We start from the raw sequence: 19,110 nt of genomic DNA on the forward strand, positions 1-19,110 counted from the left end.
ATGGTACATCTAGAAAGTAGTGTCTGCCCTGCGTTGACACTCGTTTTTTCACTCTGTTACACCTATTAGTTCTGCAACACCTTCCAGAAAAAGACTTCCCAGGGCTAACTGGCTGCTCGAAAGCGCGCCGAAGCTAGGTTGCAAAGGCGCTGGGGATGGTGTGGATAGGGTTGCGGCGCGCCGTATGTACGCATGGACGTGATACTGCACCAACTCGGCGATCTGGCGCTCGGCTCTGTGCCGACGATGATCATTTTTTTGATTCTGGTGGTGGCCTACCGGATTCTTGTTTTCGGTCCGCTGACCAAAACGCTGGCGGAGCGGCGGGAACGTACGCAGGGCGCGGTGGAAAAAGCCCACGCTGCCATTGCTGCGGCCGACGCCAAATCCCAGGAATACGAAGCGAAACTGCGAGCGGCTCGGGCCGATATCTTCCGGCATCGCGAGCAGCGCATCCAGCAGTGGAATACGGAGCGCGACCATGCTCTGGCTTCTGCACGGCTGACGGCGCAGGAGCGTGTACGCGCGGCTGAGGCTGCCATTGCCCAGCAGGCTGCTGATGCTCGCCAACAGATTGAGGGCTCGACCGAGCAGCTGGCCTCGCAAATTCTTCAAGCCATTCTTCCCGCAGGCGTGGCTCCGGTGGAGAGTGTCCGTTGAAGCCTCGTTTCAAGATTTCTGTTCTTTTGGTCGCAGTCGTTTTGATTGCGGGGATGGCTCCGCAGGCATTCAGCCAGGCGGAAAAAGCTGCCGAACCGCTGCACGGAGCCGCCAAGTACGAAAAAATGGATGCGCCGGAGTCGAATGCCCAGGAAGAAGCGTATCGGCATTCCTCGACGGTTCAGGCCATTGCCAAAGTGCTGCACACCGATACCGAGACGGCAGCGAAGATTTTTGAGGACTTCAATTCGGGCATCATCATTCTGGCCATCGTAGCGTTTTTGATCAAGGCTCTGCCCAAGATTTTCCGTAAGCGCTCTGAAACGATCCAGAAAGAACTGACCGACGCACGTTCGGCCACCGAAGACGCCAATAAACGCCTGAGCGCGGTGGAAGCGCGGCTGGCAAAGCTGGATTCGGAGATTGAGGCGATCCGCAAGCAGGCGGAGCAGGAGACGCTCGAAGACGAGAAGCGCATCAAGGCGGCTCTTGAAGAAGAGCGCAAGCGCATTATCGAATCTGCCGAGCAGGAGATTGAGGCTGCGGGCGCGGCGGCACAGCGCGAATTGAAGAAATTTGCCGCTGATCTGGCAGTGGAACGCGCGCTGCAGCGCATCCATCTGGGTGCGGATGCAGACCGGATTCTGGTGCAGAATTTCGCGGCTGATACGCAAGGCAACGGAGGGCGGAACTGATGGCTGCGGTCGCTGCTCCTTATGCGCGGGCGTTTGCGGATGTGGTGTTCGAGTCGCATCTGAATGCAGGCGATGTCCAGAAACAGCTGGACAGCTTTGTGGCCGCCTGGTGGGAGGCCGATGATCTGCGCGAGGTCTTTCTCGATCCGTCGTTTCCAGTGGAGCAGAAGGTCGGGATTCTGGACAAGCTGAATGAACGCCTGGAGATGAGCGTACAGGTGCGGAATTTTTTTGCTGTGTTGATCCAGCATGACCGGTTGAATGTGCTGACGGAGATTCTGGATGAGTACCGCAGGGAAGTGAACCGGCGGCTCGGTATTTCTGAGGTTCACGTCACTACAGCGCGGCCTCTGGAAGCAGACGAACGGCACGGCATCGAACAGAAGGTTGCGGCACTGACGGGAACTCAGGTCCAGGCACAGTATCACGAAGACAAATCGCTGCTGGGGGGCGTGATTGTGCGCGTGGGCAGCACGGTGTATGACGGTTCGGTGCGCGGACGGCTGGAGAAGTTGAAAGAGCAGTTGGTGAGTTGAGGTTTGTGGTTTCCCACTCAAGCCAAAAGACGGCTTGGATGGGGCACCCGGCGGTAGTGGCTACCGGAGCGAAAAGCAGGTCCTTCGACTGCGCTCCCTTCGGTCGCTCCGCTCAGGATGACAACCTGAAAATTATCGGTCGGGATGACAATCATTCGGTTTTCTTAGTGAAGAGCGGCAAAAGAATTGTTGGGAAAGTGAAGCATGGCTCAGATTAAAGCAGACGAAATTACGCAGCTTCTTAAAGAGCAAATTCAGAATTACGACGCGAAGATTCGCGTGGATGAGGTGGGCACGGTCATCTCGCTGGGCGATGGCATTGCGCGCATCCATGGTCTCGACAAGGTGATGTATGGCGAGATGATCGAGTTTCCGCATGGCGTGTATGGACTGGCGCTGAATCTCGAAGAAGAGCAGGTGGGCGCCGTGCTGATGGGCGACTACACCGAGATCAGCGAAGGCGACCAGGTGAAGCGCACGGGCAAGATTCTGAGCGTGCCGGTGGGCGACGCGATGATTGGCCGCGTGGTGGATGCTCTGGGCCAGCCGATTGACGACAAGGGCCCGAGCAGCACGACCGAGACGCTGCCTGTAGAGCGACTTGCTCCGGGCGTAGTAGACCGCCAGTCGGTGCGCGAGCCGATGATGACCGGCCTCAAGGCCATCGACAGCATGATTCCGATTGGCCGCGGACAGCGCGAGCTGATTATCGGCGACCGCCAGACGGGCAAGACGGCGATTGCACTCGACACGATCATCAACAATGCGAAGAACGACCTGATCTGCATTTACTGCGCGATCGGGCAGAAGCGCTCGTCAGTCGCACAGGTGGTGCAGACGCTGACGGAAAACGGCGCGATGGATTACACGATCATCGTGGCGGCGACGGCTTCCGAGCCTGCTCCGATGCTGTATCTTGCGCCTTATGCCGCGACGGCGATGGGCGAGTACTTCCGTGACAAGGGCAAGCATGCGCTGGTGATCTATGACGATCTCTCAAAGCATGCTGCGGCTTATCGCGAGATTTCTCTGCTGCTCAGGCGTCCGCCCGGCCGCGAGGCGTATCCAGGTGATGTGTTCTATCTCCACTCGCGCCTGCTCGAGCGCTCGTCGAAGCTGAGCAAGGAGAAGGGCGGCGGCTCGCTGACTGCGCTTCCGGTGATTGAGACGCAGGCGGGCGACGTTTCCGCGTATATTCCGACGAATGTGATTTCGATTACCGATGGGCAGATTTTTCTCGAGACGGACCTGTTCAACTCGGGCGTGCGTCCGGCGGTGAACGTGGGCCTGTCGGTTTCGCGCGTGGGCTTCTCGGCAGCGATGAAGGCGATCAAGCAGGTAGGGTCGACGCTGAAGCTCGATCTGGCGCAGTATCGCGAGCTGGCCGCCTTCTCACAGTTCGGCAGCGATCTCGATAAGGTGACACAGCAGCAGCTCAACCGCGGGCAGCGTCTTACCGAACTGCTGAAGCAGCCGCAGTTCCAGCCGCTGACAGCCGAGCACCAGGTGGCGATTCTGTTTGCAGGAACGCAGGGCCTGCTCGATGACGTGAAGGTAGAAAACATTCGCGCGTTTGAGGATGGCTTCCATAGGTATCTGGATACGGCGCAGACGGGGCTGTTGAAGGAGATTGGTGAGAAGAAGGCGCTCGATGATGATCTGCGTGGGAAGCTGAAGGCTGCGATTAACGAGTACAAGCAGAACTTCTTTGCGGAGCACCAGTCGGCGCAGGTTGCGGCGGCTGCGAAGTAGTATGGCGGGGTTGAGTTTTTGAAAGGGCACGGCTTCAGCCGTGCCCCTTCAAAGATGTAAAGAGTAACGGCAACCGAGGCGAAAAGCAGGTTCTTCGCTTCGCTCAGAATGACAAACTAATTTTCATCGCTCAGGACGACAAGCTTTAAAGACGAATGGCAAACGTTCTCGATTTACGGCGGCGCATTCGCAGTGTGAAGAACACGCGCCAGATCACCAAGGCCATGAAGATGGTGGCCGCGGCCCGGCTGCGGCGCGCGCAGGAGCGGGCGCTGGCGGCGCGTCCTTACGCGATGATGATGACCACGGTGCTGGAATCGCTCAAGCGCCGCGCCGAGATATTCGATCCGGAAACGGGGCAGCTGCGGCATCCGCTGCTGGTGGCGCGTCCGGAGAAGAAGGTGCTGCTCATCGTCATTTCCGGCGAAGGCGGATTTGCTGGGGCGTTCAATGCCAACATTGTGAAAGCGGCGAACCACTTTATTGCTGAGCGCAGCGATCTGGAGATTGATATTGCGACGGTCGGACGCAAGGGACGCGACGTGTTGCGCCGGCGATATCCTGCGGCACAGTTTCTGGAAGCTCAGAAGCAGGGCGACGAGCATCCTGAGGAACGCGAGCGGCGCAGAAGGACGGCTCCGGTGGAGCTTCTGGATGACAGGTTCCATGGCATTCTGCACAAGCTTTCGTTTGAGCGGGCGAGCGAGCTGGCGCGTGAGATCACCTCGGCGTACACGCACGAGAAGATCGATGCGGCTTATGTCGTCTACAACGAATTCAAGTCGGTGATCCAGCAGCGCGTGGTGGTGGAGCGGGTGTTGCCGATTGTCGAAATCGGCAGCAGGGAAATTGCGCTGGCGCACGAGATGACGCAGGAAGAGCGTGAGCGCGCAGGCGAAGCGGCGATTGCTTCCGGCGTGAGCCTGAATGAAACAGAAGCAGAAGGCGCGGCGAAGCAGGCGGAAGATGAGGCGAAGCGCTTCGGTACGGCGGAAGTCGACTATATCTACGAGCAGAAGCCGCGGGAACTGTTCGACGCGATTCTGCCGCGCTACGTGGCGACGCAGCTCTATCACGCGATGCTCGAGTCGACGGCGGCTGAGTTTGCCGCACGCATGACGGCGATGGATTCGGCGACCAACAACGCTTCTGACCTGATTGATTCGCTGACGCTGGCGATGAACCGCGTGCGCCAGGCGGCCATTACCAAGGAACTGATTGAGATTGTGAGCGGCGCTGCGGCGCTCTAAAGAGAGAAAGAATTTTTATGGCAGAAAACATTGGCAAAGTCATCAAGATCGCCGGGCCGGCGGTGGACGTGCAGTTTGAAGAAGCGAAGATGCCGCCGATTTACCAGGCGCTGCGCGTGGTGAGCGACGGCTTCACTGTGCCTGTTCCCATCGACGTTGTTCTGGAAGTGCAGCAGCACCTGGGCGAGGGCCGCGTGCGCTGCGTCGCCATGGAAGCGACCGAAGGCATGGTGCGCGGCATGAAGGCCATCGATCTTGGCGGTCCGATTACTGTTCCTGTCGGTCGTGAGACGCTGGGCCGCGTGCTGAACGTGATCGGCAAGCCGGTGGACGAGCTTGGGCCGGTGAATGCCAAGGTGACTCTGCCGATTCACCGTCCTGCTCCGGCTTTTGACGAGCAGTCGACGCGCGAAGAGATGTTCGAAACCGGCGTGAAGGTCATCGACCTGATCCAGCCCTTCTTGAAGGGCGGCAAGATCGGCCTGTTTGGCGGCGCCGGCGTGGGCAAGACGGTCATCATCCAGGAGCTGATCAACAATGTCGCGCTGAAGCACGGCGGCTTCTCGGTCTTTGCCGGCGTAGGCGAACGTACGCGTGAAGGGAACGATCTCTGGGTGGAGTTCCAGGAAGCGGGCGTGATCGACCTGAAGGACTTTTCGAAGTCGAAGGCTGCATTGATCTACGGACAGATGACAGAGCCGCCCGGCGCGCGTCTGCGCGTGGCGCTGACCGGACTCACAGTCGCGGAATACTTCCGCGACAACGAAGGCGCAGACACGCTGCTCTTCATCGACAATATCTTCCGCTTTACGCAGGCGGGCTCTGAGGTATCGACGCTGCTGGGCCGTATGCCTTCGGCAGTGGGATACCAGCCGAATCTGGCGACGGAGATGGGCGAGCTGCAGGAGCGCATCACTTCGACCAAGAAGGGCTCGGTCACTTCAGTGCAGGCTGTGTATGTTCCGGCAGACGATTTGACAGATCCTGCTCCGGCGACGACGTTTGCTCACCTCGATGCAACGACGGTGCTTTCGCGTCCGCTGTCGGAGCTGGGTATTTATCCCGCGGTCGATCCGCTGGCTTCGACTTCGCGCATTCTTTCGCCGCGCATCGTCGGGCAGGAGCATTATGACGTGGCCCAGGGCGTGAAGCGCATTCTGCAGCGCTACAAAGACCTGCAGGACATCATTGCGATTCTCGGCATCGATGAGCTTTCAGAAGAAGACAAGCTCACGGTGACGCGCGCGCGCAAGATTCAGCGCTTTCTCTCGCAGCCTTTCCATGTGGCGGAGCAGTTCACGGGCATCCCGGGCCGCTACGTCAAGATTGAGGACACGGTGCGCAGCTTCAAGGAAGTGCTCGACGGCAAGCACGATGATATTCCGGAGCAGGCGTTCTATCTCAAAGGCTCGATCGAGGACGTGCTCGAAGCGGCTGAAAAAATGAAGACGACAGCGTGAGCTGAAATATTAGGGACGACGGCGTAAGACAACGATGGCGAACCAACTTCAAGTACGGTTTGTGACTCCGGAGCGTATTCTGGTGGACTCGACTGCGGATGCGGTGGAGCTGCCGGCGCGCAATGGCTATCTCGAAGTGCTCTTCGGGCATGCTCCGCTGCTGGCCGAGCTGGGCGCGGGCGAAGTGCGCATCCACGGCGGCCATGCGGGCGAGCAGCGCTACAACGTGAACTGGGGATTTGTGGAAGTGCTTCCCGAACGCGTGACGATTCTTGCCGAGAGCGCGTTGAAGCCGGAAGAGATCGATACGGGACGCGCGCAGGAGCAGCTGGAGCGCGGCCGCACGATGTGGAACGAGGCCGGCGAGGACGCCGAGAAGTACGAAGAGGCAAACGAGAAGATCGAGGAAGCGGAGTCGAAGCTGGCGAGCGCGGCTTCGCGGTCGTAGAGAGAAACTGCAGGTCCTTCGACTCCGCTTCACTACGTTTCGCTTCGCTCCGCTCAGGATGACAAACTATTGTTGAGCGGTCGGGATGACAATTTCTAGAGGAAGGCCGGCGGGATGCCGGCCTTTTCTTATCGTGTATCGTGGTTAACGGCGATCATGCAGGTAGAAGCAGCAGCTCTGACAGATGTAGGCCGGGTGCGATCGGCAAATGAAGATGCTTACGGGCTTGCTGCCGATGCTGGATTCTTCGTCGTGTGCGACGGGATGGGCGGCGCGGCTGCGGGTGAAGTCGCAAGCCAGACGGCGGTGGCGGCGGCGCTTGAATACATCAGCAAAGAGCAGGCATCGCAGGATGCGCGCAAGCTGCTTGAGCAAGTGGTGGCCCAGGCGAATAAGCGCATCTTCGCGCACGCGGAGCGTGAGCCGGTTCTGCATGGGATGGGGACGACGCTGGTGTCGTTACTTGTGCGCGGCGAGAGCGTGTGGGTGACGCATGTGGGCGACAGCCGCTGCTATCGCTTCAGCGCGGGACGGCTCGAGCGCATGACACAGGACCATTCGCTTGTCGATGAGCAGGTGCGGCTGGGGCAGATGACACCCCAGGAGGCGGAAGTGTCGCCCTTTCGCCATGTGATTACGCGCGCGGTGGGGACGCGCAAGTCAGTGAATGCGGACATTGATGAAGTGCCGGCGCATTCCGGGGATGTGTTTCTGCTGTGCTCGGATGGGCTGACGAAGGAAGTTCCCGAGGAGCGCATTGCCGAGATTCTGGAAGAGGGCCGCGCTTCTGATCTGCAGGATGTATGCCGACGGCTGGTGGATGAAGCGAATGCGTGGGGCGGCGGGGACAATATTACGGCGATTGTGGTGAGGGTCAGCTAGGAGCGGTCAGCTCTGTCTTATTGCTGACCGCTTCACCAGCTTTTAGAGTGGAGTGCATGAATGAAATTAAAACCATAGGCGTTCTCGGCGCGGGGACGATGGGCAACGGCATTGCGCATGTTTTTGCGCGCAGCGGATTCGATGTGCGGCTGTGCGAAGTGGAGCAGCGCTTTCTTGACCGCGGCCTCGATACGATCCGGAAAAATCTCGACCGTGAAGTTGCGAAACAGAAGCTAGCAAGCGAGGAAGCTGCAGCGGCGCTGGGGCGCATTCAGGGGACGCTCGACCGAGAATCTCTCAGTGGATGTGATTTTGTGGTGGAAGCGGCGACGGAAAAATTTGAGATCAAGAGCCAGATTTTTGCCGATCTCGATCGCATTCTGCCCGAGCATGTGATTCTGGCTTCGAATACCTCTTCTATCTCTATTACCAAACTCGCTGCGCAGACCAAACGCCCGGAGCAGGTCATTGGAATGCACTTTTTCAATCCTGTGCCGGTGATGAAGCTGGTGGAAGTGATCCGCGGCCTCCAGACTTCGCAGACGACCTATGACATGGTGAAGGCGCTTGCGGAAAAGCTGGGCAAGACGCCGGTGGAGGTGAACGATGCTCCCGGATTTGTTTCGAACCGCGTGCTGATGCCGCTGTTGAACGAGGCTATGTATGCGGTGATGGAAGGCGTGGCGACTCCTGAGGCGGTGGACGAAGTCTTCAAGCTGGGGATGGCGCATCCGATGGGGCCGCTGACGCTGGCCGATTTTATCGGGCTCGATGTGTGCCTCGATATTATGCGTGTGCTGCAGGATGGATTGGGCGATCCGAGGTACCGGCCTTGTCCTTTATTGATTCGTATGGTGGATGCGGGATGGCTAGGCAGGAAGAGCGGGCGCGGATTTTATAAGTACGAATAAAATCTACCGCCAAGACGCTAAGAACGCTATGGAACGCACAAAGATTACTCACCACAGAGGACACGGAGCACACAGGGTTTTCTGATGGGAACCCTGTTTTTTTCCTGAATGGGAGGTGTGTTCAAGTCTGATTCCCGGACTGAGTTTCTGCCGCCTCTTCCACACGGATCGGGCGTATTCTGAAGAGCATGGTTCGGATGACGGTGCTCGCCAGCGGGTCAAAGGGCAACAGCGCCGTTGTCTCGAGTTCGCGCACACGCATTCTTGTGGATGCCGGGCTTTCCTGCCGCGAGCTCTTCAAGCGGATGAAGTCAGTCAACCAAGATCCGCATACGCTCGACGCCATTCTCGTCACACATGAGCACCAGGACCATGTGCAGGGGCTTTCCGTAGCCGCGCGGAAGCTGGGCATTCCGGTTTACTTCACAGAAGCAACACACCGCGCATGGATGCGCTGGATGACTCCGCGCAAGCGGCTGACTTATGCCGAATGGCTGGAGCAGCGCAAGCTGGAAGCGGAGAAGAAGAAGGCCGAGGCTGAATCGAAAGGCGCCATGCCTGAAGCGGATGCGGAGAATCCCTTCTATCGCGAGCAGGAACTGGCCGAGTGCGCGGCGGAGGAAGAGGAACTGAAGTCAGAGGAGAAGCAGGAGGCTGATCCCTGCGCTCTGCCTGCGGTCGAGTACTTTCGCGCGGGCAGCCAGTTCTCGATCGGCGACATTACGGTCAATGCTTTTACGATTCCGCACGATGCCATCGATCCGGTGGGGTTTGTCTTTCAGGCGGAGGGAGTGCGGGTTGGCGTGGCGACGGACCTGGGCTATATGCCGGCGAATGTGAGCCTGCAGCTCAGGGGGTGCGACCTGCTGATGATCGAGTCGAACCACGATCTCGAGATGTTGCGCGACGGTCCTTATCCGTGGTCGGTGAAGCAGCGGGTGATGTCGCGGGTGGGGCATCTGTCAAATGATGCTGCCGCCAGTTTCCTTGAAACGCATTACGACGGGCAGGCGTCTTATGTTGTTCTCGCGCATCTCTCAGAGAGTAACAACCTGCCGGAGCTTGCGCGGCTCGCGGCAGAACGCGCTCTACGCGACCGTATGAGCTTGTTAGGAAACAGGTTAGTGCTGGCGGAACAAAAGACGGCAACAGCGCCTATTTTTCTATAACCAGAGTCGTTTATACTAAAAGAGAGTTACTACGACCACATTTCCTCATGATGTGTGTGCAAGGTCAATTGGACCTGAGGGGAAGGGCCGTTTCGCCAGGCAGACGATAGAGAGGCGGAAAAGAGACATTATGACATCCTGCACGGATCCAGTCGTTGGCGACATTCTTTCGAGCTGGAGATATGACATTTCCGGCATCTCCCCCGAGATGCGTATCGACTATGAGCATCACCTCGAAGAGTGCCAGCACTGCCGCTCGCGGCAGCGCCTGCACCGCACGGTGGATGTGACGCTGATCGGTCTGGCTACGGTTTCAACACTTGCTTTTCTGCTGGCGCTCGCGGTGATCCACCGGATTGAACCGCTGCGGAACTGGGCAGTGGTGAACCTGCATCTGCGCCAGATGTCGGTAGTTCTAACACTGCAGGCAGCTGCGGTGGTCGGCCTTCTGGTTTCAGCCCTGGCCTGGGTGCTGGTGGCGATTGCCACGCCTGCTCCGGTCTATTTGACCGACATGGCGATGACGCAGGCGCGCGGGTTGCAGAACCGCCGGACCACGGGAAAAGCTGCGTAACAAAACGGAAGACTGCTGCTCAGAAAAGCCCTCGCATGTGCGAGGGCTTTTCTGCGTTTAGATATTTTTCGTAGATCCCGGGGCTAAAGCCGGATGAGAAATTAGTGTGGCCGGGAGAAAACTGCAGGTCCCTCCACTACGCTACGCTTCGGTCGGGATGACAATTCGTTTAAGTGACTACACCAACTAAATGGCGCGGAGCAGGCGGCCGGGGAGGAAGATAATGGCGGCGACAAGATCGAGCGCGCCATGGACGGCAATGCCCAGGATGCGGAAGGGGATCAGCAGCAGCCAGATAAATGGGTATGCGATTAAAGCAAGGAGCGCCAGCGGCCAGCAGAAGATGAACAGAAGGCACCAGAGAAGAAATTTGATCATAGGGTTACAGACCTTCCCTTAAAAGAATACGCAGGCTTCCGTTCTGGAGTTCCCTGGAGGTATCGGAGAATAGATGTTTATTCTCCAGTCCCGATATTGTGGTTGCCGATGCGAAAAGCAGGTTCTTCGCAGCGTTCAGGATGACCAGGTCCTGGATGGGTTGTAGTTTGGTCGAGAGGACCAGGCCCACTGGCAGTGCAATTTACGAAAAGATAACTTCTGCGACTTGACAGGATTTCTTTCAGGTGACTATTGTTTCGGTGCGAGTGGAATCGTTACCACTCCAGCCAGTTTGCTTACTTTGCAGACTCCCCCATCTCACGTGCAAAGGAAGTGCCATGCTTATCGATCGCAGGAAGTTTATCGCCTACTCGAGCGCTGCCGCAGGCGCCAGCGCTTTGAATCTTTCGCTTTTCTCACAAACGGCTTCGAGCCAGTTGTCGTGGCCGAGCAATCGCGCATTGCCGACCTTCCCCTGTCCTTCATCCCTGGTTGCGGCTGATCTTACGTCTCTCACAGGCGACCAGCAGACACTGCTGGTAACGCTGCAGGGCATTGTGAACCGCAAGCTACCCCGGCTGTATTTCTACTGGGGAACGGACCCGACGACCCAGGAATGGCTTACAACGATCGGCGTTCCCTTCAAGACGACAACGAATCCCATGGGGCTGGTGAGCCAGTATCGCTCAGAGATTGCAGGCGCGGTGGTCTGGGACCCAAATGTTCCAGACACTCTGAATCTCGCGACGAACCTGGCCGGGCTCAAGCGAGGCGTAGTGGCCACGGCTGATCTGGCGAAGAGCCTCAATCTGCCGGTGATCGAAGACCTGACGGGCAAGTTTTCGACCAAGCTTGATGCGTACAACTGGGCGCTTCAGAATATCTGGCCCAATCTGACGAAGAGAATGCTGACAGCGATCGGGCCGACGAGCTCGGTGGCTGTGCCCAATGTGCAGTGGACGACTCTGCTGAAGGTATCGCAGCCGGTGACGGATGGTTCGAACAAGGCGGTTTATACGGCCGACCTGTCGAGTTTTCTAGGCGGGGAAGCGGTGTATGTGCAGTATCAGGATGCGTATACCAGCGACGGCTGGGGGCCTTCGGTCGATCAGGTGACGGTCATAGCCGACGGCACTACGATTGCGTCGTTTCAGCCGGGGTCCTCGGCGGAAGCGCCGTTTCTCTTTGATGCGGACAGCTCGCAGCTGGCCTCAGGCTGGCGCTTTGCCGACGGCACGGAGTACTTCATCTACAAATTTGTTCCGCCGGCAGGGACGAAGCAGCTGACGCTGCAGACGGAAATGTGGAACGAGTACTTCGTCACGGCGACGAATACGGCTCCGAGCGTGCAGGTGGGGAACCCGAACTTCCGCGATTACATTGTGGCGGTGAATGCTCCGGTCTTCTGGCTCGATCCTGAGATTCCGGACGAAGCGGCATTGTTCACGCAAGTGCTTGAAACGATGCAGCCGGATGCGCCGTATATGGGCTGGTTCCCAAGCGGGCATGAGATGACGGGCGTGACGCTGTGCGGGCAGTACAGCTCGGCGGTTTCTGCCGCGGACGTCTTTTTCAACGCGAGTGTTCTGAGCGGAGTGAGCGCCAGCGTCAAGGCTCCGAAGAAGAGCCAGCCAACGCCGAAGATCGCAAACAAGATCTATCTCACGCTCACCATGGTCGAGGGTGACAACATCCAGTACAACCAGCACCGCATGCGCCAGATCTGGGACGATACCAATCGCGGGCAGACGCCGCTCAACTGGAGCGTCAGTGTGCTGCTCGCAGACATTGCGCCGGCAATGCTGCACTACTTCCAGCAGACACAGTCAGCCAACGACCTGCTGGTGGCGGGGCCTTCGGGTGCGGGCTATACCTATCCGGTGGTGTGGCCGTCGTCAACGCTTCCGGGCTTTATGCAGCGCTCGGGCCAATACATACAAATGACAGGGATGAACGTGCTCTTTGCTTATAACCGCGATGGAAGCACGGATGTTCCGTTCAGCTCGACCATTATTGACCTTTACAAGAAGTATGTTCCCGGCCTGCTGGGAATCGTCTACAACTACGAATCTTCGAGCCAGATCAGCATGATCGATGGCGTTCCGGTGGCGACTCTGCTGGGGTTGAATGATCTCGCAAGCAGCCAGTCGGCCCTGGCCAGCGTGAGCGGCTCATGGAATGGGACGAGCCCGCTCTTTGTTGCCGGCGGAGTCGAGTCCTGGAACATGACTCCTACGGATGTGAATACGCTGGTGGGTTCGCTGGGGTCGGAGTTTGTGGTGCTTCGCGGGGATACGTTCTTTCAGCTGTACAAGTCTTCGCAGAGTACTTCGTAGGGTAGTGCAGTTTTAAATCCTGGCTTCACTCCGGAAGCAATGTCGAGGCATTGTTTCCGGAGCGGTCATTTTTTCGCAGAAAGGTCAACGATGTTTTCGTATGATGTTGGGCATGTCGAAAACAGATGAGACCCGCCTGGAAGGTTTCGCGTCGATCTGTGGCGTTCTGGTTATGGGGCTTTTTGCCCTTACTTTCATCTTTCAGAACTTTGTGATTCCTTCATCGTCTATGGCAAGTACCCTGCAGGTGGGCGATCATGTAGTAGTCGAGCGGGAGATACTCGCGCCAAATTCACACTGGATGCCTTTCATCCATTACCGCGACGTCCATCGCGGCGACATCGTTGTGTTCTATAAGCCTGTTTCGCAGGAGGATGGCAGCCATATTTTTATGGTGAAACGGGTGATCGGCATTCCTGGCGACCGTATTCATCTCCGTAACGGTATCGTGTATCTCAATGGCATTGCGCAAAATGAGCCTTATGCTGCAAACCCTTCGATTGCCGCCTACGATCCTTATGTAGATGATTTTCCTTCAGTGTCTCCGGCTGAACGCTCGGATGTAACTGCGACGTGGACCGTCTCTCTTCCTGAGCATATTCAAAAGGGTGATCTGGTGGTTCCTGCAGGGCATTACTTCGTGATGGGAGACAATCGTGACCGCAGTCTCGATAGTCGTTTCTGGGGATTTGTCCCCAGGGACAACATCATCGGCCGACCTCTATTCGTGTATTGGTCGTTTGAAGCTCCGGAGAATGATGAGCTCAAGCCTTCCATGTCAGAACAACTAAGCTCTGTTGGGAATGAGATGCTTCATTTCTTCAATAAAACACGATGGAGAAGAACGCTTCATCGTGTTGAATAAGCCAGGACGCCCACATCTCGAAAGCGATGTGGGGCTACCCTTATTCGTGATTCATGCAGGGATAAAGAAAAGCAGGTTCTTCGACTGCGCGCCTTCGGCGCTCCGCTCAGGATGACAATTCAGTGTAGGAGTCAATCTCAGCGTAACGGTGATTTTGCGGGAGTCGCCGCCGGCGGCATTCATGACGATTTCGCCGTTTGAGCGTTTGACCACTGAGTGGAACTTGTCGCCCCATTACGAAGGCGCAGCTCATTCAATGCGCAAGGCCTGTACGGGGTCGATGGAGGCTGCACGCCGCGCGGGAATGATGCCGGCAATGGCAGCCGCAAGCAGCAGCACTCCAATAGCGATGGCCATGACCGGCACATTCACGCGGGTGATGTCATAGAGCTGCGACTTGACGTACCGCACACAGAAGATTGCCACCGGGATGCCGATGGCGAGACCGGCTGCGGCCTGCAGCATGGCTCCACGCATGACCATTCCAATGACGCGGCTGCGCGCCGCTCCCAGCGCCATGCGGATGCCGATCTCCGGCGTGCGGCGGACTACGGTATAGGCCGTGACGCCATACAGGCCGATGGCGGCGAGCAGAAGCGCCAGCAGGCCGAAGAGCGAGGTGAGGCGCGCGATCAGCCGCTCCTCGATGAAGCGGTCGTCAATCTGCTGCTGGAATGTCTGGAACTTTACGATGGTGAGGTTGGGGTTGATGCTCGCCAGGGTGTCGCCGGCGATCTTTTCAAGACCGGCGATGGGATGGGCGGTCTGGATGACCATGGCTCCGGCATACATGGACTGGTCTTTTTCGAGGGCGAAGTCGGGGTCGTTGATGGTGCCGGCCGGCTGTGTGAGGGGCAGAAAGTACATGGCGTGGTCTTTCCAGTAGACACTGGTGTAGGTGGTATCCTCCACCACGCCGACAATCTCATGCGCTCCATCCATGCCGGCCTTGCCGGGGCCGGAAAAACCAAAGCGATGGCCGATGGGATTGCGTTTGCCGAAGAACCGCTTGACGAATTCCTGGTTGACGACGGCTACGGGCGCTGCATTCAACCTGTCCTGCTGCGTGAAGCCGCGGCCCATGACGATATGAGTGCCGACAGAATCGAAATACTCCGGAGTGCCTTTCACCCAAGAAGCGCCTTTATTGATGTCCGGTTCGCCCTGAATTTTTACGCCAGATCCCCAGTTGTTCGCCTCCATTGGCGTGTAGGTGGCGAGGCCGACTTTGAGAACGCCAGGAATGGCGTGGAAGCGGTCTACGATGGTCTGGTAAAGGAGTTCAACCTCTGTGTTCTTGTAGCCGGCGGCCTGTGGATTGATGTGGGCAATGTAGCGGTTGGTTGCATCCAGTTTCATGTCGACGTTCTGGGCCTTGTTGAGGCTCTGAACGAAAAGACCCGCGGCAACGAGAAGCACGAGCGAAAGCGCTGCCTGCAGGACGACGAGCGAGCGCTGGAGGAGGGATGCTCCGTGGGCGGTTGTGCGCGCGTTCGAGCGCAGGGCTTCAATGGGCTGCGTGCGCGCTGCCATTACCGCCGGAGCAAGTCCAAAGAGAACGCCGGTAACGAGCGAAAGCACGAAGGCAAAACCGATGATAAGAGGCGAAGGCGCTGCACTGACCGGCATGTTGTGCTGGTTAGGGAAGGCGAGCGCCAGCAGCGCGTGCGCTCCGAGATAGGAAATTGCGAGGCCGAGCAGGCCGCCCATGCTCGAGAGAAGCACGCTTTCCGTCAGCAGCTGGCGCACAATGCGGCTGCGCTGCGCGCCGAGTGCTGAGCGAATGGACAGCTCAGCCCTGCGGCTCATGCCACGAACGAGCAGAAGATTGGCGATATTGGCGCAGGCAACGAGAAGGACGAGCGCGGCGATCCATTGCAGCAGCTTCAGGTGGTCCTTGTAGTCATCCTGCATGTTCTGGATGCCTCCACCTCCAGGTGTAAGCACTACGTGGGTGCGGGGAAGAACCTTCTGGGCGCGCGGATCCGTAAATGTCTTGAGCGGCGCAAACTGCTGCTTGAGCAGCGCGCTGGTCTTGGCCTGAAGGGCGGCCAGAGATGTTCCCGGCTTTACCCGACCGATGATGTAGGCCCACTCCGTGTCAGGATCGTTAAAGTACGGCGCGCCGATGACCGGATCCATCGCATTCATGGGAAGGAAATACTTCGGCGGATTGGTATCGATGCGGTCGCCATAGAAACCCTTCGGAGCTACGCCAATGATGGTGGCCGGCTTGGTATTGATGTAAACCGCGCTTCCTGCCACGCCCGGATTGCCTGCATAATCCTGCTGCCATGTGTCGTAGCTCATGACGGCAGAAAGGGGCGCGCCCTTCTGGTCGTCGGCATCGGAGAAGAGGCGTCCAGCGGCCGGCGAAAGCCCGAAAACGCGGAAATAATTGCCGGAGACGAAGGTCGCCATGACGGACTTCGCCACTGTCTGCGGTCCGGCGCGCCGGATGGTAATGGGCCGCCAGGCGTAGCCAGACTCCATTGCGGCCAGCTCTTCGAACTCGGGCAGATTCTTTTTGAACATGTAGTAGGTATCGGTAGCGAAGAGCGAGTAATCGCCATTGTCATTCCATCCGCCATTGACGCAGCAGTCATCCTTGTCGCCAATGCGCACAAGGGTGTTGGGATCGACTACCGGCAGGTTATGCAGCAATATGGAGTTGACCAGCGTGAAGATGGCCGAATTGGCTCCGATGCCCAGGGCCAGCGTCAGCAAAACAGTGACGGTAAAGCCCGGAGTCTTGCGCAATTGGCGGAATGCATAACCCAGGTCCTGCAGCAGAACTCTCATCGCCCAAACCCCCACATATCTCGGCTTGCACGGGCAGAAAGCATATCGCGCCTCAGAGAATTCTGCGCCAGCCGCTTTAATAAACTACTGGACAGGTATATACGAAGATATTCGTAGATGTCAACGAAATCTTTCGTATTGGATATATATTCGACCAAAACCCTTCGGGAATGCTATCGTCCTTCAACTCGACTAGTGCATCCAGTTCGAGTCGCTCAGATATGAGATTGCTCCGCCCCCAAAGCTATCAGTTGTTTGGTTTAGAGCAGGACAATCATCTGCTGATTTTGTAAAGGGTCAATCTTTCAGCGTGACGGTGATTTTGCGGGAGTCGCCGCCGGCGGCTTTCATGACAATTTCCCCATTCGAGCGTTTGACGACCGAAGGGAATTTGTCTCCCCATTCGACGAGGACGATGCTGTCAGGGGTGGAGATTTCGTCGAGGCCGAGGGAGTCGAGCTGGCGCTCCTGCTCAATGCGGTAGAGGTCGAGGTGATAGAGCATCACAGGCTCGTCCTTGCCGTCTTCGTGGCGCGTGCCTTCGTATTCGTGGATGAGGGTGAAGGTTGGGCTGGTGACCTCGTCGGGCTCCGCGGCGTCGAGGGCTTCGGCGATGCCTTTAACGAGGGTAGTCTTGCCAGCGCCCAGGTCGCCCTTAAGGATCAGGAACTTTGGCGGTGTGAGCAGTTTCACGATTTCATGGCCGACGCGGATGGTGTCAGCTGCGCTGTTGGTCTCGAATTCGTGGGCTTTGATTCCTGTCGCTTGTGTCATCGCGGCATCCCCTGTATCCAAACATACCCGCCTTCGTCCTGTGAACGAAAGCGAAAAGCAGATGAAAGATGAGAAACAGTATCGGTGGCGAGCAGGGTGTGCTCATCCTGCTCGCGGACGGCGATGTCGGCGGCCAGTCCGTGAAGATAGACGGCTGCGTTGACGGCGTCGCCTGCGAGATGCGGATGTTGCGCCACCATAGCGGCTATGATGCCGGTCAGGATATCTCCGCTGCCCCCTTTGGCCATACCGGGATTGCCGGTAGTGTTGATGAAGATACTTCCGTCAGGATGAGCGATGAGCGTCCGCCAGCCTTTCAGGACGAGAACGACGTGATGTTTCATGGCGAATTCCTGCGCCAGTGACTCGCGGTTAGCCTGTACCTCCTGAACGCTCAGTCCGGTAAGGCGGGCCATTTCACCGGGATGCGGAGTAAGAACCAGCAGGCGATTGCGGGGATTGAGCTTGCCGATGTGGCGGGCGAGGATATTGAGCGCATCTGCATCGAGGATTGCGGGGAGATGAGTAGTTTCGGCGAGCAGTCCGAAGAGGAACTGCTCGGTTTCCTGGGCCTGGCCCAGTCCGGGGCCTATGGCGAGCACGGTCTTTCTTTCGAGCAGCTCGTCCAGTATCTCCTTGTCGAGATTGGCGCTGCTGATTTCACCGCGCGCTCCGGCATGGAGGGGCATGGTCATCAGCTCCGGGGTGACTGCTGCCACAGCTTCAAGAATGGGCTGGGGCACGGCGGCGGTGACCAGGCCTGTTCCAGTGCGCAAGGCTGCGAGTGAGGCCATAGCGGCAGCTCCGGCCTTTCCATAAGAGCCGCCGATTACGAGGACATGCCCAAAGCGGCCTTTGTTGCTTTCGGCAGGACGTGGGGTTTCAGCAATTTTCTTTGAGGTGCCGGCCCAGGCAAGTGCAAGCTCGGACTGGATGGCTTCGTCGGGCGAGCCGATGCCGGCGACAACGATTGGCTTATGGGCGCTGTTGGTGAGGTTGCCGCAGACGTGAGCGATCTTCGGTGCTGTAAAGGTGACGACAGCATCGGCGCGGTATGCGCCCTCAAAAAAATAGTCGCGTGAGTCGGCATCCCATCCTGAGGGAAGATCGACGGCGACGACAGGGGTGGTGAGTGCGTTGACGCGGTCACGCAAGGCCGCGGCTGCATCTCTGAGCGGCGGCTTGAAGCCTGTGCCGACAACAGCATCGAGGAGAAGATCGGAATCCGCCAGCAGCTTGTTGATCTCCGGAGATGGGAAGGAGGCTTCCGTCGGAGCCAGTACGGGAGCGATTTCGAGCTTCCGGAACATGGCTGCGGCGTCGCCCTTGAGATCGGAGGGATCACCAAGAAGCAGTACTTTGACTTCGCGTCCTGCTTTGCCTAGAGCACGAGCCGCCACGAAGCCGTCGCCGCCATTGTTGCCTTTACCACAGAAAACTGTGATGCGCTTGGCCTGAGGAAATTCGCGCAGCACGAAGCGGGCGACGGCCTGCCCGGCGTGCTCCATCAGTTCGAGAGAAGGGACACCATAGCGATCGCTGGTGAGGCGATCGGCGGCGTTCATTTCGCCGGCAGTCAGGATTTTCATTTGATGTCATCCTACCTGAAGTGAATGGA

18 protein-coding genes are annotated in these 19,110 nt (G+C 58.0%); 13 read left to right on the plus strand and 5 right to left on the minus strand.

The annotated features are described in order from the left end of the window. The first annotated feature begins 192 nt into the window (after positions 1–192). The 11 genes from AC5S16_RS11930 (at position 193) to AC5S16_RS11980 (ending at position 10,337) form a co-directional block, all read left to right on the plus strand. Positions 193–660, plus strand: coding sequence for a F0F1 ATP synthase subunit B family protein (locus AC5S16_RS11930; protein WP_493930298.1), 468 nt, complete (start codon positions 193–195; stop codon positions 658–660). Beyond that, on the plus strand, positions 657–1,355 hold the full coding sequence (locus AC5S16_RS11935; protein ID WP_493930299.1) for a F0F1 ATP synthase subunit B: 699 nt from the start codon (positions 657–659) through the stop codon (positions 1,353–1,355). The genes AC5S16_RS11930 and AC5S16_RS11935 overlap by 4 nt, the downstream gene beginning before the upstream one ends. Further along, positions 1,355–1,891, plus strand: coding sequence for an ATP synthase F1 subunit delta (gene atpH, locus AC5S16_RS11940; protein WP_493930300.1), 537 nt, complete (start codon positions 1,355–1,357; stop codon positions 1,889–1,891). Before AC5S16_RS11935 ends, atpH begins: the two co-directional genes overlap by 1 nt. Positions 1,892–2,095: 204 nt before the next feature. Beyond that, positions 2,096–3,643, plus strand: a complete 1,548-nt coding sequence (atpA, locus tag AC5S16_RS11945) for a F0F1 ATP synthase subunit alpha (protein WP_493930301.1) — start codon at positions 2,096–2,098, stop codon at positions 3,641–3,643. 155 nt (positions 3,644–3,798) lie between these two features. Further along, positions 3,799–4,893, plus strand: coding sequence for a F0F1 ATP synthase subunit gamma (locus AC5S16_RS11950; protein WP_493930302.1), 1,095 nt, complete (start codon positions 3,799–3,801; stop codon positions 4,891–4,893). 17 nt (positions 4,894–4,910) lie between these two features. Then, on the plus strand, positions 4,911–6,353 hold the full coding sequence (gene atpD, locus AC5S16_RS11955; protein ID WP_493930303.1) for a F0F1 ATP synthase subunit beta: 1,443 nt from the start codon (positions 4,911–4,913) through the stop codon (positions 6,351–6,353). 34 nt (positions 6,354–6,387) lie between these two features. Further along, entirely contained in the window at positions 6,388–6,801 is a 414-nt protein-coding gene (atpC, locus tag AC5S16_RS11960) for an ATP synthase F1 subunit epsilon (protein WP_493930304.1), read from the plus strand. A gap of 114 nt (positions 6,802–6,915) precedes the next feature. Continuing rightward, positions 6,916–7,683 (plus strand): Stp1/IreP family PP2C-type Ser/Thr phosphatase, encoded by a 768-nt coding sequence (locus tag AC5S16_RS11965; protein ID WP_493930305.1) that lies wholly within the window; start codon positions 6,916–6,918, stop codon positions 7,681–7,683. A 56-nt stretch (positions 7,684–7,739) separates the two neighbouring features. Continuing rightward, positions 7,740–8,594, plus strand: a complete 855-nt coding sequence (locus AC5S16_RS11970; RefSeq protein ID WP_493930306.1) for a 3-hydroxybutyryl-CoA dehydrogenase — start codon at positions 7,740–7,742, stop codon at positions 8,592–8,594. A 188-nt stretch (positions 8,595–8,782) separates the two neighbouring features. Further along, positions 8,783–9,763 (plus strand): MBL fold metallo-hydrolase, encoded by a 981-nt coding sequence (locus AC5S16_RS11975; RefSeq protein ID WP_493930307.1) that lies wholly within the window; start codon positions 8,783–8,785, stop codon positions 9,761–9,763. Positions 9,764–9,893: 130 nt separating this feature from the next. Further along, positions 9,894–10,337: a hypothetical protein gene (locus tag AC5S16_RS11980; protein ID WP_493930308.1), complete on the plus strand. Its 444-nt coding sequence runs from the start codon at positions 9,894–9,896 to the stop codon at positions 10,335–10,337. Between the two features lie 186 nt (positions 10,338–10,523). Here AC5S16_RS11980 and AC5S16_RS11985 read toward each other — a convergent pair whose 3' ends face one another. Continuing rightward, complete coding sequence (locus AC5S16_RS11985) at positions 10,524–10,715, minus strand: hypothetical protein (protein ID WP_493930309.1); 192 nt, start codon at positions 10,713–10,715, stop codon at positions 10,524–10,526. A gap of 338 nt (positions 10,716–11,053) precedes the next feature. Between AC5S16_RS11985 and AC5S16_RS11990 the strand changes: the two genes are divergently transcribed. Continuing rightward, the gene (locus tag AC5S16_RS11990; RefSeq protein ID WP_493930310.1) at positions 11,054–13,051 is read left to right on the plus strand and encodes a GxGYxYP domain-containing protein; all 1,998 of its coding nucleotides are present in this window, start codon (positions 11,054–11,056) and stop codon (positions 13,049–13,051) included. A 112-nt stretch (positions 13,052–13,163) separates the two neighbouring features. After that, positions 13,164–13,916, plus strand: coding sequence for a signal peptidase I (lepB, locus tag AC5S16_RS11995; RefSeq protein ID WP_493930311.1), 753 nt, complete (start codon positions 13,164–13,166; stop codon positions 13,914–13,916). 51 nt (positions 13,917–13,967) lie between these two features. Here lepB and AC5S16_RS12000 read toward each other — a convergent pair whose 3' ends face one another. The 4 genes from AC5S16_RS12000 to AC5S16_RS12015 all read right to left on the minus strand — a co-directional run bounded on the left by AC5S16_RS12000 (position 13,968) and on the right by AC5S16_RS12015 (position 19,081). Next, positions 13,968–14,129, minus strand: coding sequence for a hypothetical protein (locus tag AC5S16_RS12000; protein ID WP_493930312.1), 162 nt, complete (start codon positions 14,127–14,129; stop codon positions 13,968–13,970). A gap of 36 nt (positions 14,130–14,165) precedes the next feature. Then, positions 14,166–16,718 (minus strand): ABC transporter permease, encoded by a 2,553-nt coding sequence (locus AC5S16_RS12005; protein ID WP_493930313.1) that lies wholly within the window; start codon positions 16,716–16,718, stop codon positions 14,166–14,168. A 297-nt stretch (positions 16,719–17,015) separates the two neighbouring features. Continuing rightward, positions 17,016–17,492: a tRNA (adenosine(37)-N6)-threonylcarbamoyltransferase complex ATPase subunit type 1 TsaE gene (tsaE, locus tag AC5S16_RS12010; protein WP_493930314.1), complete on the minus strand. Its 477-nt coding sequence runs from the start codon at positions 17,490–17,492 to the stop codon at positions 17,016–17,018. Continuing rightward, positions 17,489–19,081, minus strand: a complete 1,593-nt coding sequence (locus tag AC5S16_RS12015; protein ID WP_493930315.1) for an NAD(P)H-hydrate dehydratase — start codon at positions 19,079–19,081, stop codon at positions 17,489–17,491. The genes tsaE and AC5S16_RS12015 overlap by 4 nt, the downstream gene beginning before the upstream one ends. Positions 19,082–19,110 lie beyond the last annotated feature (29 nt).

The sequence above is a fragment of the Acidobacterium sp. FHG110202_01 genome, assembly GCF_059115305.1.

Bases quoted from the DNA above. Each gene is read 5' to 3' on its own strand.
- atpA (WP_493930301.1), top strand. From the start codon at position 2,096: ATGGCTCAGATTAAAGCAGACGAAATTACGCAGCTTCTTAAAGAGCAA.
- AC5S16_RS11930 (WP_493930298.1), top strand. From the start codon at position 193: ATGGACGTGATACTGCACCAACTCGGCGATCTGGCGCTCGGCTCTGTG.
- AC5S16_RS11990 (WP_493930310.1), top strand. From the start codon at position 11,054: ATGCTTATCGATCGCAGGAAGTTTATCGCCTACTCGAGCGCTGCCGCA.
- AC5S16_RS11950 (WP_493930302.1), top strand. From the start codon at position 3,799: ATGGCAAACGTTCTCGATTTACGGCGGCGCATTCGCAGTGTGAAGAAC.
- atpH (WP_493930300.1), top strand. From the start codon at position 1,355: ATGGCTGCGGTCGCTGCTCCTTATGCGCGGGCGTTTGCGGATGTGGTG.
- AC5S16_RS11985 (WP_493930309.1), bottom strand. From the start codon at position 10,715: ATGATCAAATTTCTTCTCTGGTGCCTTCTGTTCATCTTCTGCTGGCCG.
- AC5S16_RS12005 (WP_493930313.1), bottom strand. From the start codon at position 16,718: ATGAGAGTTCTGCTGCAGGACCTGGGTTATGCATTCCGCCAATTGCGC.
- AC5S16_RS11965 (WP_493930305.1), top strand. From the start codon at position 6,916: ATGCCGGCCTTTTCTTATCGTGTATCGTGGTTAACGGCGATCATGCAG.
- lepB (WP_493930311.1), top strand. From the start codon at position 13,164: ATGTCGAAAACAGATGAGACCCGCCTGGAAGGTTTCGCGTCGATCTGT.
- AC5S16_RS11970 (WP_493930306.1), top strand. From the start codon at position 7,740: ATGAATGAAATTAAAACCATAGGCGTTCTCGGCGCGGGGACGATGGGC.
- AC5S16_RS11975 (WP_493930307.1), top strand. From the start codon at position 8,783: ATGGTTCGGATGACGGTGCTCGCCAGCGGGTCAAAGGGCAACAGCGCC.
- tsaE (WP_493930314.1), bottom strand. From the start codon at position 17,492: ATGACACAAGCGACAGGAATCAAAGCCCACGAATTCGAGACCAACAGC.
- atpC (WP_493930304.1), top strand. From the start codon at position 6,388: ATGGCGAACCAACTTCAAGTACGGTTTGTGACTCCGGAGCGTATTCTG.
- AC5S16_RS12015 (WP_493930315.1), bottom strand. From the start codon at position 19,081: ATGAAAATCCTGACTGCCGGCGAAATGAACGCCGCCGATCGCCTCACC.
- atpD (WP_493930303.1), top strand. From the start codon at position 4,911: ATGGCAGAAAACATTGGCAAAGTCATCAAGATCGCCGGGCCGGCGGTG.
- AC5S16_RS11980 (WP_493930308.1), top strand. From the start codon at position 9,894: ATGACATCCTGCACGGATCCAGTCGTTGGCGACATTCTTTCGAGCTGG.